Source organism: Streptomyces sp. NBC_00631, assembly GCF_045206895.1.
Lineage (GTDB): Bacteria > Actinomycetota > Actinomycetes > Streptomycetales > Streptomycetaceae > Streptomyces.
In genome coordinates this window covers 8,860,218-8,874,537 of record NZ_CP107734.1, presented here as the reverse complement: position 1 = coordinate 8,874,537, position 14,320 = coordinate 8,860,218, and the positions used below count along the sequence as shown (strand labels likewise).

General features: G+C 69.1%; 7 protein-coding genes and 3 pseudogenes. 6 read left to right on the top strand and 4 right to left on the bottom strand.

What is annotated here, in order from left to right:
* Positions 1-6 precede the first annotated feature (6 nt).
* The 3 genes from eccD to OHB00_RS40530 form a co-directional block, all read right to left on the bottom strand.
* Complete coding sequence (eccD, locus tag OHB00_RS40540; protein ID WP_406442570.1) at positions 7-1,404, bottom strand: type VII secretion integral membrane protein EccD; 1,398 nt, start codon at positions 1,402-1,404, stop codon at positions 7-9.
* Positions 1,405-1,557: 153 nt separating this feature from the next.
* A complete protein-coding gene (gene eccCa / locus OHB00_RS40535) occupies positions 1,558-5,523 on the bottom strand; it encodes a type VII secretion protein EccCa (RefSeq protein WP_406442568.1) in 3,966 nt (1,321 codons plus the stop codon).
* A gap of 169 nt (positions 5,524-5,692) precedes the next feature.
* Positions 5,693-6,571 (bottom strand): LysR family transcriptional regulator, encoded by an 879-nt coding sequence (locus tag OHB00_RS40530; protein WP_406442566.1) that lies wholly within the window; start codon positions 6,569-6,571, stop codon positions 5,693-5,695.
* A gap of 521 nt (positions 6,572-7,092) precedes the next feature.
* On the opposite strand from OHB00_RS40530, the gene OHB00_RS40525 reads away from it, so the two are divergent.
* Both OHB00_RS40525 and OHB00_RS40520 read left to right on the top strand, forming a co-directional pair.
* Positions 7,093-8,322, top strand: coding sequence for a PucR family transcriptional regulator (locus tag OHB00_RS40525; RefSeq protein ID WP_406442565.1), 1,230 nt, complete (start codon positions 7,093-7,095; stop codon positions 8,320-8,322).
* A 35-nt stretch (positions 8,323-8,357) separates the two neighbouring features.
* Positions 8,358-9,143, top strand: coding sequence for a response regulator transcription factor (locus OHB00_RS40520; protein WP_406442563.1), 786 nt, complete (start codon positions 8,358-8,360; stop codon positions 9,141-9,143).
* A gap of 195 nt (positions 9,144-9,338) precedes the next feature.
* Here OHB00_RS40520 and OHB00_RS40515 read toward each other — a convergent pair.
* Positions 9,339-10,133 (bottom strand): annotated as a pseudogene (locus tag OHB00_RS40515) (IS701 family transposase); the annotation flags it as partial.
* Positions 10,134-10,195: 62 nt separating this feature from the next.
* Here OHB00_RS40515 and OHB00_RS40510 point away from each other — a divergent pair.
* The 4 genes and pseudogenes from OHB00_RS40510 to OHB00_RS40495 all read left to right on the top strand — a co-directional run bounded on the left by OHB00_RS40510 (position 10,196) and on the right by OHB00_RS40495 (position 14,302).
* On the top strand, positions 10,196-10,336 hold the full coding sequence (locus OHB00_RS40510; protein ID WP_406442561.1) for a group II intron maturase-specific domain-containing protein: 141 nt from the start codon (positions 10,196-10,198) through the stop codon (positions 10,334-10,336).
* A gap of 786 nt (positions 10,337-11,122) precedes the next feature.
* Positions 11,123-12,912, top strand: a pseudogene (locus OHB00_RS40505) (reverse transcriptase domain-containing protein).
* A gap of 168 nt (positions 12,913-13,080) precedes the next feature.
* Positions 13,081-13,511 (top strand): annotated as a pseudogene (locus OHB00_RS40500) (transposase); the annotation flags it as partial.
* A 365-nt stretch (positions 13,512-13,876) separates the two neighbouring features.
* Positions 13,877-14,302 (top strand): YbaB/EbfC family nucleoid-associated protein, encoded by a 426-nt coding sequence (locus OHB00_RS40495; protein WP_406442559.1) that lies wholly within the window; start codon positions 13,877-13,879, stop codon positions 14,300-14,302.
* Positions 14,303-14,320: the final 18 nt, after the last annotated feature.

Genomic DNA, 14,320 nt, shown 5'->3' with positions numbered 1-14,320 from the left:
TTCCCTTCAGCCGGTCATCGACCGGACGCTGGCGTAGGCACCCAGCACTTCCAGCAGCAGGGGAAGGAGGGCGAGGGCCACGACCAGTTCCAGGATCTCGCCGAGCCGTCCCCACACCGGCAGCAGACGGGCCGTCGGCGGTCGGCGGGCCGCGTTGAGCAGCGCGACGGCGGCGGCGAGCAGCAGCACGGTCGAGGCGATGTGCCAGAACAGGCTTACCGGCCCGTAGACCGCCACCAGTGTCAGGCTCGCCGCCCCGCCGACCAGGCTGGGACCGCGCTGCCATGCCCCGAGCTGGCTCCACGCGCGCAACAGCATCGCTGCGCCGAGCACGACGGCCAGCGTCGTGGCGCTCCAGCCGTCCTGGTGCGCCAGCAGGCCGCTCGCCACCGTGGCGACGGCGGCCGTGCCGATCGCGGTGACGCCGAGCCACACCTCGGCGACGGCGACCCGTCGGACGATGCGTTCCGCCGGCTCGGCGGCGATGTCCCGCTGCAACTCCTCGCTGTCGTGCGGCAGTTGGGGCACGCGCAGCCGGGCGGCCCGCAACGCCATCCACGGCATCCAGTGGCCGAGGAGGACGGCGGAGACGGCCACGACGGCCACGGCCTGTGCCACGGTCCAGTCGCGTGCCATGAGCAGGCCCGCGCAGCCGGCGGAGAGGGCCGCGACCGTGCAGACGGCGGCCGGCAGCAGGGCCGGCAGCCGACCGCCGAACAGCAGCAGGGCGATCACCACCGCGTAGGCGGAGCCGAGGAGCACATCCTCGTGGTCCGGTGACAGCAGGGCGTCGGAACCGTGCAGAGCGGTGATCCCGCCGAGCGCGGCGAACAGGCAGGCCGCCGATCCGGCGACGATCCGGGCGGCGCGGTCCGGGGGGATCCGGTGGTCCTGGACGCAGGCGAGGGCGAGCAGGACGGCGACACAGCCGGCGACCACCGACGGTGCCCGGCCGGCGCCCGTGCGCAGTACCGCCGCGGCCAGGCCGCCGAGAGCCAGGCAGGCCACCACGAGGGTGATGGCGCGGGTCAGCTCCGGCCGCCACCGGTCGGACCGGCCCTGCACGGTCCGGGCGATCCCGTCGGCCGCGTCGTCGAAGGCGAAGCCGGGCAGCGGGTCGTGGGCCGGCCGCAGCTGGAGCACCTCGCCGTGGCGCAGCCCCGCGCTGTACGGCGTGTCGTCGGGGGCGAGCGGTTCCTCGCCCAGGCGTTGCAGTGTCCAGGTGGTGGAGCCGTCGCCCTGCTCGTCGGGCAGCTTCGGGCCGAGGGCGAGCAGCAGCGCGGAGACGGTCGTGGCCACCGGGACGGCGAGGTCGGCACGGCCGCGAGGTCCTTCGACGGTGAGCCGCACGACGCCTGTGCCGGGGACGAACGGCGGGCGTGAGGCGGACGCGGCGGCGGTCATGGTGCTCCTGATGCGAGGAGAGGAGAGGTGGAGGGGTGGGCCGCGGTGGCGTGGACGGCGGAGGACGCACTCACCGCGGTGACACAGGAGTGCCCTGGTCCAGCGGCGCGGTGTGGTCCGGCGCGATATGGTCCGGCGCGGCGAGTGACCCGCTCATGGTGAGGGCACGTGCCCGGTGTGGACGAGTCCGAGGCCGCGGCGGGTGACGAGTTGGGCGCGGCCCGGCGGCAGGGTCCGGGGCTTGGCCTCGCCGAGGAACTTGCCTTCCTCCTTGGGATAGGAGAAGAGCAGGGCCGGTGTGCCCAGTTCCCACAGCCGGCGGATGACGGGGTCGCTCGTCGCCCGCATGGCGCCGGAGGTGCTGCGCGCGATGATCAGGTGCATGCCGATGGCGCGGCCTTGGGCCAGCAGCGGGACGAGAGCGGCCAGGGGCGACTGGGAACCGAAGCCGCCGCCGGCGAAGAGGTCGTAGTCGTCGACGACCACGAACACCCTCGGGCCGCTCCACCAGTCGCGCCGGGCGATCCGCTCGGGGGTGACGTCCGGGCCGGGCAGCCGCTGGTTCATGGACACCACGGTGTTCGCCGCGAGGCCGGTCAGGGCCTCGGACTCCACGGCGTAGCCCACCCGGTACTCGTCGGGCACGGAGGTGAGCAGTTCACGGTTCGGGTCGGCGAGGACGATCTTCGCCTGGGTGGGCTGGTAGCGGGTGGTGATGGCGTTCAGGACCAGTCGCAGGGCGTTGGTCTTGCCGGTGGAGCCGTCGCCGAAGACCATCAGGTTCGGCACGGTGTCGAAGTCGTGCCAGACGGGTTCGAGGCGGCGTTCGTCCAGGCCGATGCAGACACGCAGGTCGCCGTCGGGCGCGGGGAGCTGCCGGACGGGGAGGTCGGCGGGCAGCAGCCGTACCGGCGGGGCGGGCCGGCCGGGCCAGAAGGCGGCGATCTCGGCGACGGCGGACTTGGTGGCGGCGGTGAGGTCCTCGGTGCGCGAGGAGCTGTCCAGTCGGGGAAGTGCGGCGAGGAAGTGCTGGCCGGCGCTGGTCAGGCCGCGGCCGGGCAGCTCCGGCACCAAGCGGGCCGTGCGGGCCCCGACCTCGGACTCCATGGCGTCGCCCAGGCGCAGTTCGAGCTTGGTGCCGAGCAGGTCGCGCAGCCGTGGCCGGATCTCCGACCAGCGCATGGCGGAGACGATGACATGGATACCGAAGGCCAGTCCGCGGGCGGCGAGTTCGGAGACGCGCGCTTCGAGGTCCTCGAAGTCCTGGCGCAGCGTGGACCAGCCGTCGACCACCAGGAACACATCACCGTGCGGATCGTCGATCGTGCTCTCGGCTCGTCGCCGGCGGTAGGCGGCCATGGATTCCAGGCTCTGCTCGGTGAAGGTCCGCTCACGGCGTTCGAGGAGCTGGAAGAGTTCCTCGACGGTGCGCTGGACCCGGTCGCGGTCGAGCCGGGTGGCCAGCGAGCCGATGTGCGGCAGACCGGTGGTCGAGACGATGCCGCCGCCGCCGAAGTCCAGGCAGTAGAACTGGATCTCCTCGGGCGTGTGGGTGAGCGCCAGGGAGAGGATCAGCGTGCGCAGCAGGGTCGACTTGCCGGTCTGCGGGGCGCCGACGATGCCCACGTGTCCGGCGGCGCCGGACAGGTCGGCCTCCAGCAGTTCGCGCACCTGCTCGCGGGGGCGGTCCACGGTGCCCAGCGGTACCTTCAGCGCGCCCAGTGCCGGGTGTCCGATGGCGTTCATACCGCGGGCCGAGTCGGGCACGATGCCGGGGAGCATCTGGTCGAGGCTGGGAGAGGCGGCCAGCGGCGGCAGCCACACCTGGCGGGCCGGCGGGCCGGCGTTCTCCAGCCGGTTCACCAGCACCTCCAGCAGGAGCTCGTCGCTCTCGGCCTGCTCGGGCGCCGCGGGGTCACCGCCCGTGCCGCCGTTCGGATCCGGGACCGTGGCGTCGTCCTCGGGCGGCAGTTCGGGCAGGCGCCGGTTCAGGTCGAAGGCGAGTACTTCCCGGGCGGCCCGCTCCGGTTCCGGCTCGGCGGTGACCGCGCGCACGGGGCCGGAGACATAGGCGGCCTTGAACCGGACCAGGTTGGTCGTGTCGATCTTCAGGTAGCCGTTGCCGGGCGCCGACGGCAGCTCGTACGCGGCGGTGACGCCGATCACGCTGCGGGACTCCATCGAGGAGAACGTGCGCAGCGCCAGCCGGTAGGAGAGGTGTCCCTCGACCTTGCTGATCCGGCCCTCGTCCAGCCGCTGGGAGGCGAGCAGCAGATGGACGCCGAGGCTGCGCCCGAGCCGTCCGATGGAGACGAACAGATCGACGAACTCCGGCTTCGAGGCGAGCAGTTCGGAGAACTCGTCGACGATGACGAGCAGCGAGGGCAGCGGGGACAGCGGTGCGCCGGCCAGCCTGGCCTTCTCGTACTCCAGCTGTGAGGCGAAGCCGCTCTCCCGCAGCAGTTCCTGGCGGCGGACCATCTCGCCGTCGAGCGAGTCCCGCATGCGGTCGACGAGGTGCAGTTCGTCGGCCAGGTTGGTGATCACGGCCGCGGTGTGCGGGAGCCGGTCGGTGTGGAGGAACGTCGCGCCGCCCTTGAAGTCGACCAGGACGAAGTTGAGCACCTCGGAGGAGTGGGTGGCGGCCAAGCCGATGACCAGGGTTCGCAGCAGTTCGCTCTTGCCGGAGCCGGTGGCGCCGATCAGCAGGCCGTGCGGCCCCATGCCGCCCTGCGCCGACTCCTTGAGGTCGAGTTCGATGACCTCGCCGTCGGCGGAGACTCCGATCGGCACCCGCAGCCGGGCACTCTGCACGCTTCGGGGGCGCCACAGCGCGGCCACCTCGAAGTGGCGCGGATCGCGGATGCCCAGCAGGGTGGTCAGTTCGAAGTCGGACTCCAGCGGACGGTCCACGTCCACCGTGCCGGCGGTACGCAGGGGTGCCAGCACCCGGGCCAGGGTGTCGGCCTCGACGGCGCTCAGCGCGTCGGCGTCGGCGCTGACCTGCTCCGCGCCCCGCTGGTACTCCAGTCGGCCCTCGCTGCTGGTCAGCCGCAGCACGGCGGGTCCGCCGGGCATGTCGCCGGTGAGGTCGAGCAGCACCGCGTTGCGCAGCCCGGCGCCGCGCAGCCGGGAGCCGTCCGGGATGCGCACCCCCTGCGCGACGACGACGACGAACGGCTCGGTGGTGCTCGGCGCCGCGTCCGGGTCGTGCTCCGGCCGGTCGCTCACCTCGGGACCGAGCAGGTCGAGCAGTAGCCCGGCGTCGGCGGCGGCCAGCCGCAGCGGCCCGACCGCGTCCTGCGCGGTCGGATGCGCATTGTGCGGCAGCCACTTCAGCCACTGCCACTCGGCCCGGGCCTCCGCGTCGGCGAGCAGGGCGATGCGCAGGTCGTCCGGCGAGTGCAGGACCGCGAGTTGTCCGATGATCGCGCGGGCCAGGCCGAGTGCGGCCGCGCCGTCCCCGGCGAACTCCACGGCGGTGAACCGGCGCAGGGGCAGGGGCAGGGGCAGATGGCTCACGGTCTGGTAGGCGTTGAGGAAGCGGCGCAGGGAGATCGCGCAGAGCGGTTCGAGGTCCTCGACCGGCTTGGTCTGCGGCGGCACCAGTTCCAGGGCGGCGCGCCGGGTGCCGAGCCCGATCCGGACGGCGGCGAAGTCGTCGTGGCTGGGCCTGCGCTCCCAGGTCCGCGGACCGGCTGCCAGGCGCCACAGGTCGTGCGGGTGCGGGTGAACGAAGTGCGCGGCCGCCCGCTGGGCCGCCGCGGCCTGCCGGGCCTGCCGGCGCACCTGGTCGAGGTAGCGCAGGTAGTCCCGGCGCTCGGCGCGCATCTGGGATTTGCGCTGACTGCCGTTGCGGCCCAGCTGTCCCAGGCCCATGGCCATCATGGAAGCGCCCATCATCCCGGACATGAGGTAGCTGCCGGTGCCGCGGCTGCCGGTGGAGTACATCAGCGTCATCGTCGCGCCACCCAGCCCCATCGGCAGATAGGTGAGCAGCGAGCTGACATCGGCTGTCGCGAGTTCCCCCAGCACCGGCGGTTCGGCGAGTTCGAGGTTTCCCTCGGGCATTTCGGGACCGGCGACGCGCGGACCCCGTTTGAACACCACCTCGCTCATCTCGGTCCGGTCCCCCTCTGCTGTTCGGTACGTGCGGTCTCGACAGCCACGTTAGGAACAGCAGACCCGCGAACTCGCCCGTTGCGGACGGACAGGGGACGGGTGGACCCCGCTCAGTGCCCGTTCATGCCGGTCGAGCGGGCACAGCCGGACGGCCGGCTCCCGGGCGTCAGTCGGGACCAGGGCCGAGCATCCGGCGGGAGAGCTCGGCGAACTGGTTCAGCTCCGGCATGGTCCGGTGCTTGGTATAGGCCAGAGCGACCATACGCGGAGCAACACCCTCCAGCGTCAGGTAAGCGACATCCTCACGCCGATAGAAACCGGCCATACCCGCCGGCATGACATAACACCCGGCCCCGGAGGCAACACCCTCCAGACACTCCTCGATCGTCACAGGAAACCGTGCCGCCTCCGGCTCCGGCACCAGCGGACGGCCCGGCACCCGCCCACGCCACTCCGGAACATCCCGCGGATCCTGCAACAAGGTCATGTCACGCAGGTCCTCGACATGCACCGCCTTCAACTCCGCGAACCGATGCCCACTGGACAACGCCACCACACGAGGCTCCGGGAAGAGCGGAACCACCTCGAACATCCCCTCCGGCAGAGGCAACCGGACATAACAGACATCGACCCGCCCGTCGACCAAAAAGTCGACCTGGTCGGTGACCGTGGTGTGCACGACATCGATATCGAGCTGCGGCGCCAGCCGCGCGAACTCCCGCACGATAGGAGTGACGACAATCCCCGGCATGAAACCGATAGCGAAACGGTTCACCTCACGATTCGCCATCCGCACCCGCTGCTGCACCGCCTGCGACATCGCCAGCATCGGCCGGGCATCCTCCAGCAACTGACGACCCGCCCGCGTCAGCACCGTGCCCTGCCGGTCCCGCTGGAAGAGAACCAGACCCAAGTCCTCCTCCAACGCCCGGATCTGACGACTGAGCGCCGGCTGAGTCATGTACAGACGGCTCGCCGCCCGCACGAAGCTGCACTCCTCGGCCACGGCCACGAAGTAGCGCACCCGGCGCATGTCGAGATCCATGCCGCTCATGCTAACCGCGACCACGACGGCATATGCCGAAACGGCTTCAGAATCGAACAGATAGGCATTGGCCTCCTCACCCCCCAACGATCCACCATGGTCAGACCGATGCGAAAAGCAGGAACGGCCGCCGCCGGCTGAGCAGTTGTGCGCGAAGCCCAGTACGCGGAGACAGCCGGCAAGCGCAGGGAACCGGGTATGCACACCGTCAGCCTTATGTCATATACACACCATCCACAACCAAACCGCCGCCGATCGGGAACGGCCGCGGTGCGAAAGGGCCTTACGCGCATCAAACACGGACACGGTCACACGACTGTCCAGGCACGGGAGCACACCCGCGTCGCCGGGTATCGGCTCCCCGTGACCGCCGGCCCGATCTGCTGCACGAAGGGAACCACCATGGGATTAGGCCGGCAGCGGGGTAGGGCCACACCCTCCACCGCACACGCCCCTACCGCCACGGCATGCGACGGCACGGCAGCGGGCGCGCTTCTCTCGCCGGTTGGCGCCTGTCCATCATGACCGACGGATCCGCACGTGCCGCCGTCGGGGCAGCGGCTTTGCGCGACGTCCTGGAACACCTCGACGCCGATGCCTTGGTCCAGCGCATGGAACCCGAACTTCGCCACATGCCCGAATACGTGCGCCTGGCGCGCAATCGCGAGGCTTCCGCTCTTCGGCCCGCACTGCGCCGGCACGCCCGGCTGCTCCTGCACTGGATGGTGAACGGCACGCCCCCGGACGCATACGTCTTGTCGGAGACGTACGAGCGGGCGCGGGAGTACGCTGCCGCAGGCCAGCCACTGGACGCCGGACTGCTCCTCCATCACCGGGGTGTGCGCGTCTTCTGGGACGCCGTGCTCGGCCTGGCCGCCGAGAAGGAACCCGCGAGGCCGGCGGACTGGCCCGACCAAGGGCGGCGTCTCCTCGACAGCTACCTCGACATGGTCACGCGGATATTCGCCCAGGCCTACGCGGACCAGGCCGACCTGCCGTCCGCTCAGGGCGACCGCCGGGCCCACACCCTCTTCGAGCGCCTCTGCGGCCGCCTGCCCATCACAGTGGAGGACCAAGAGCGTGCTGCCCGGCTCGGCTTCGATCTGACACCTCCGTACGTGCCGTTCGTTCTGCTGCTCGACAAGTCCGCCCCCGCCGAGCGCTCCGATCTGGCGGCCCGCCTGCGCACCGCCGGGGTTCTGGCCTTCGTCGAGGACGTCCACATCACCGGACTCAGCCGTCCCGCGTTCGAATGGTCCGCGTTCCTGACCGACCGACGCCTGCTGCTGGCCCAGGACCTGCCGACCGGCCGGACCGGTCTTCGAACCGCGGTCGACAACCTGCGCATGCTGGTCGCCGTCGCATCGCGGTCCCATCGGCGCGGTCGCGTCCGGACCGAGGATTTTCTGCCGCAGCTGCTCCTCGCGAAGTCTCCCGAACTCGCCGACGCGCTGACCCGCCGTGTCTTCGGCCCGCTGACAGGCGGGGACGGCGAACTGACGGCAACTCTCGCCTGCCTGGCCGAGAACCAGTTCGACAGCGCCGCTACCGCAGCCGCCCTCCACATGCACCGCAACACCCTGCTGTACCGGATCAAGCAGATCGAGAAGCTCACCGACCTCGACCTGCAAAGGCACAGCGACCGGACGTTGGTGTGGCTCGCCGTGCTGTGGGCCCAGCTCTCCCCCCGGCCCGGCCACACCAAAATCCATGCGAACCAAATGGCCGCCGGCTGCATCCAAGGGCGCTGACCCACAGGCACGATCACCTCAGAAAGCGAGCAGCGATGAGCAGTCATCCGATGGAAGCCCCCGCACGGCCGATACCCACGCAGCGCCAGGCCGAAGCGGACCGACACCTCCCCACCGGCCCGACGACCACCACCCCCTCCCCCAACAGGCATCCCCAGGACCCACACGGGCCCGCACCCTGGCCCTACACCGACGCCGCCAGGCAACTCGCCCCCGTCTCCGTCGCCGTCGACGCCGCGGACCCCCTCACACACGCCGGACTCGCAGCCGGCCTGAGCCGCGGACCCAAAGTGACACTCACCACGATGGCCGAGGCCGACGTCGTGGTGATGGCGATCCAGACCGCCGACAACTCCACACTGGAAACCCTGCGGACACTGCCCCTCCCACCCCCGGCACGCATCGTCCTCGTCGTCAACGACGGCTGGTACGCCGACCTGACCCTCGCGGCCGAAAGCGGAGTACGCGCCGTCCTCTGGCGCGCCGACGCACAACCACACACCCTCATCCGCGCCGTACTCGCGGTCGCCGCCGGCGAAGCACTCCTGCCCTCCGCCGTACAGGGCGAACTCCTCGACCAGGCCGACCGCCTCCAGCGCAACGTACTCATCCCCAAAGGCCTGACACCCTCCGGCCTCAGCACACGCGAGATCGACGTCCTCCGACTCGTCGCACAAGGCCTGGACCTCGCCGAGATAGCCGACACCATGTGCTACTCCGAACGCAACATCAAAAAGATCCTCTACGGCGTCATCAACCGCCTCGGCCTACGCAACCGCGTCCACGCCGTCTCCTACGCCATCCGCCACAAACTCATATGAACCCGCCCAAGTGATCCGATTTCAGCCGGGAGTTGAAGGTCGCGGGTCCGGTGTCCGCGAGGCTGGGAGTGCTTCGTTAGGTTCTGGTATGTCTACGGATGCTCCGAGGGCTGGGCAGGGGGCGTCCGCAGGTGGTGCAGGTACCGGTCCAGCACCTCAGCAGGTCCTGAAGAGCGTCGAGGACCTGGTAGAGGGTCAGGCCGGTGTACGGACTTTGGGGTCGAGCCGCCTGAGGGCGAGGAAGGCCTGTGCGGCGGTAACGAGAGTGACGTGGTGGTGCCAGCCACGCCAGGTGCGGCCCTCGAAGTGGTCCAGTCCGAGGCCATGCTTGAGTTCGCGGTGATCGTGCTTGATCCGCCCGCGCATCCTGGCCCACCGCACCAGGTCAGGGGCCGGTGTGGTGGCGGGCAGGTTCGATATCCAGTAGTCCGTCGGCGCTGCGGCCAGGGACTGCTTGCCCGCGGGCCGCACGGTCATCACCGCGAACCGCGACGTCATCACGCCTTTGCTGCCCTGCCTCCAGGCCACCTCGGTGAACCGCTCCGCACCCGCCTCCGCTGCGAGGACGCAGACGGCTCGCGGCGGAGTACGGTAGCGGGGAAGGGCAGGCGGTCCGAGTCCGCCATGAGCAGGCTGGTGCGGCTCGACATCCTCCGGGTGGGCGACTTCCTTCCCGTTCAGGGCCAGGACATAGGACAGCCCTCGCTCCTCGAGAGCGAGCCGTAACGGGGTGCTGACGCCGTAGCCGGCGTCGGCGACCACGACCGGCGCCTTCAACTGCCACTCGGCGAGTGTGTCCAGGAGACCGAGCGCAAGACGCTACTTTTCCCGGTGCACCACGTCGTCGGGGACTCCTTGCCGGCGGCATCGGTCCGGCTCGTCCGTCCACTCACGCGGCAGATACAACTGCCACTCCAACGGGCACGAGGCGGTGTCGGTGGCGGCATGGACACTGACCGCGACCTGGCAGTTCGCTCCGCGAGGTACGGACAGCTGGTACGTCTACACCTTCATCGCTGACCGGCCCATCCGGTCGTTGAAGGACAAGATTCGTGCCCTTGACACCCAGGTTGTCGCAACAGCCACCCAGGGACGTGCCGAGACGGCTCAACCGGATCATGCGCGGCTGGTCCAACTACTTCAGATATGCAGTCGCCAAGAGCACCATGCAAACCCTCGCCATTTTCGTCTAGCGGCGGGTTGCCCGGTGGTGGATGCGGCTGCACCACTGGAGCTGGGCCGATCTGCGAAGGCACCTCACCGACCACAACGGCAGGTGGCGGATGCCTTCATCAGACGGGGTCGAACTGTTCAACCTCGGCCAGGTGCCAACTCAGCGATACCGGTACTGCGGCAACAAGATCCCAAATCCCTGGAATCTGGCCAACCACGCCTGACGGCAGAGACCGTGGAGAGCCCGGTGCGGTGAGAGCCGCACGCCGGGTGTGCGCCGTGAGGCGCTTCGTTGTATCCCCGACGCAGTCGGGAGGAACTCGGAGGGAGGTTCTTGGGTCGCCTGACTCACCTGGACGCGAAAGCGCGAGGGGAAAAGAGCATGTCAGGGAAGCGGTGGCCGTCCGGAGGTGTCCGGGGTCGGGGTGCCGCGAGACCCGCGCGATATGGCCAAGGCTGGATTGCTTGAAGCCCAATCTCCAGTGGTGAGAGTGCGCACCCGTCGGAATGACACCTGTAACCGATGCCGCGTCATGTCGGGCCTTGAACCTGTGGGGTCGGGCAACCTCCGTGACGCGGAGCGTCGCCCAGCGAGGGCGGTCAAGGAGATGAGTGGGCGGCCTACGTCGTGCTTGATACGTACAGCGAAGACGTACCACGGGATCGCCTACGGGGCGCGAGCCCTATGGCGACGGAGTGCCCGTAGTAGTCGCAGGAGTCACGACCTGCCGTGAGGTCCGGGAGAGCCGGAACAAGGGCGAAGGGGCACAGGTGATCGAGAAGTTCAGCGAAGGGAGGCATGCGTAATGCAGACCGCCGAAACGGTGCTGGACATCATCCGCAAGCGCGGAGTGAGAGGACTGCCGATCGAGAGGCTGTATCGGCAACTGTTCAACCCACAGCTGTACTTGATGGCCTACGGGCGGATCTACGCCAACAAGGGCGCGATGACGCCGGGGGTCACCGAGGAAACCGCGGACGGCATGTCGCTGGAGAAGATCGGCAGCATCGTCGACGCTCTGCGCGCCGAACGCTATCGATGGTCTCCGGCCCGGCGGGTCTACATCGAGAAGAAGGGATCAACGAAGAAGCGCCCGTTGGGTCTGCCGCCCTGGTCGGACAAGCTGGTCGCGGAGGTGGTCCGCCTGCTGCTTGAGGCGTACTACGACGTCCAGTTCTCCGACCGGTCCCACGGTTTCCGTCCCCACCGGGGCTGCCACACTGCGCTCAGCGAGGTTGTGGAGGTCTGGAAGGGGACGCACTGGTTCATCGAGGGGGACATCTCCGACTGCTTCGGCAGCCTTGATCACGAGGTGATGCTGTCGATCCTGGCGGAGAAGATCCACGACGGCCGGTTCCTGCGGCTGATCAGCCACATGCTCAAGGCCGGGTATCTGGAGGACTGGCGATGGAATGCCACGCTCAGCGGTGCGCCTCAGGGCGGGGTGGCCTCCCCTGTCCTGTCGAACATCTACCTTGACCGGCTTGACCAGTTCATCGAACAGTCTCTGCTGCCTGAGTACAACCATGGCCGGCGTCGTCGCCCCAACCGGGCGTATCAGATCGTCGAGTACGCGACCAGCGGGCCAAGCGGCACGGTGACCGGGAAGCGGTGCGCGAGCTTCGGCTCCGGCGCCGCACCCTGCCGAGCCAGGACCCCAATGATCCGGACTACCGGCGATTACGTTACGTCCGGTATGCCGACGACTGGCTGCTGGGATTCGCCGGTCCCAAGCGCGAGGCCGAGGAGATCAAGTCGAGGATACGGACGTTCTTGCGCGACGAGCTCGAGCTCGAACTGTCCGAGTCCAAGACGCTGATCACCCACGCCGCCAGCCAGGCGGCGCACTTCCTCGGCTACGAGATCCGAGTCCAGCACGCCGACACCAAGATCACGCGGCAGCGCCGGGCGGTCAACGGTGCCATCGGGCTCTTCGTGCCCCGACAGGTGATCAGGCAGAAATGTGCGCTCTACATGAGCAAGGGGAAGCCCGCCCAACGAGGCCCGCTGCTTCACGACGACGACTTCACCATCGTCGCGAAGTACCAGGCCGAGTTCCGTGGGCTGGTCCAGTACTACCTCCTCGCCCAGGACGTGTTCCGCCTGGGCCGTCTCCAGTGGGTCATGGAGACGTCGATGCTGAAGACTCTGGCCGGGAAGCACCGGTCGACGGTCCCGAAGATGTCCCGGAAGTACAAGAGCACCATCGAGACACCTGACGGACCGCGTCGCTGCATCCAGGTCACCGTCCCCCGCGACGAGGGGAAGAAGCCGCTGGTCGCCCGCTTCGGCGGGATCTCGCTCAAGCGGCAGCGCACAGCAGTCCTCACCGACATCCGGCCGGTCATGGCCAGCATGAAGCGCAACGAGCTGATCCACAGGCTCCTCGCCGAGTGCTGCGAGATCTGCGAGGCGCGGACGAACCTTGAGGTTCACCACATCCGCAGGCTCGCTGATCTCAACCGGCCCGGGCGCCGGGAAAAGCCCGCGTGGGTCCATCTGATGGCGATGCGGCGGCGCAAGACGCTGGTGATCTGCCGCCGCTGCCATGAAGACATTCACGCGGAACGTCCTACCGCAGCACCACGGAAGTGATCACTGGAGAGCCGGATGCCTGGAAATCGGGCCCGTCCGGTTCGGGAAGGGGCCGTCGGAAAAGGACACGAGCCACGGGCACCTCGTCGGCGGCCTACTTCACTCGGCGAGCGGCCCGCAGAAACGGACCGGTGGCGACACCGGCACCGCGCTGCGGGCCGACTCAACCACCCCGGTGCCCAGCTACGATTCACCGACGCCGACGGCATGCGGATCACCTGCTTCGCCACGAACACGACCGGCATCCCGATCGCCCAGCTGGAACTGCGGCACCGCCAGCGGGCCCGCGCCGAGGACCGCATCCGGGCGGCCGCGACACCGGTCTGCGCAACCTTCCCCTGCACGACACCACCCAGAACCAGGCCGGGCTGGAGGTCGTCCAGCTCGCCCTGGACCCGCTGGCCTGGATGTCGATGCTTGCCCTGAACGGCGAAACCCGCAGGTGGGAACCCAAACGTCTGCGGCTGCGACTGTTCTCCGCCGCCGCCCGGCTCGTCACCTCCGGCCGCCGCCGGCTCCACCTCGGCCGTCACCGACCCTGGACCCCGGTCATCACCACCGCGTTCAACCGCCTCCAAGCACTGCCAAACCCGGGCTGAAAGGCAACAGCCCACCACCCCGACGAGCCGCCCGCCCCCGGAACCGTGGAACCCGGCGCCCACCCGACACGACAGCCGGGCCCCAACCACACCCACCACCAAGCTGCTCAACCGAAACGGCCTGCCGCGAGAACCGACAGACCGTCACGAAACTTCGAGGGTAGTGTCGCAGTAAATGCGTACACCTCGCGCCGACGGCCGGAATCGTCCACCGCAGGTCGCGGTGATCACGGGAGAGGGTTCGCCGTAGTAAATTCGGTATTTACTGCGGCCACAGTCGGCAAGGGGAGCTGTTAATTGCACAGCCGTCTGGATGCCACCTTCGTAATGAACAGACGTTGCCTCGCTGCGGTGACCTGTACGGCATGCCCCTTGAATCCGATGACGACATCCGGTGGTACCTGGACACCGACCTGGCGGAGCTGAGCGCGAGGGCGCAGCGGGCCGCCGAGGCTGTGGCTGGGCACTCCGTCACACAGGTGGCGCCCGACCGGTCAGTGACGGTGACAGTGGGCCCGGGCGGCAACCTGATCGACATCGCGTTCGGCAGGAACGCCGGGGCCATGTCACCCCAGCGGCTGGCCACGTTGGTGATGAAACTCGTCGATGAGGCAACCCAGCGCGCGAGTGGTGACGTTCGCGCTGCCTTCGCCGACCTGGTCGGCGAGAACCAGACGGCGATGGATGTGCTGGCGCCGTTCATAGGCCCCACTGACGACTCGCCGTCCAGCGGGTTGAATCCGAAGACGGTGGCACCTGGGTTCCGCACGGTCGTCCCCCGTCGTCCGTGACACCGGGCACACAGAGGC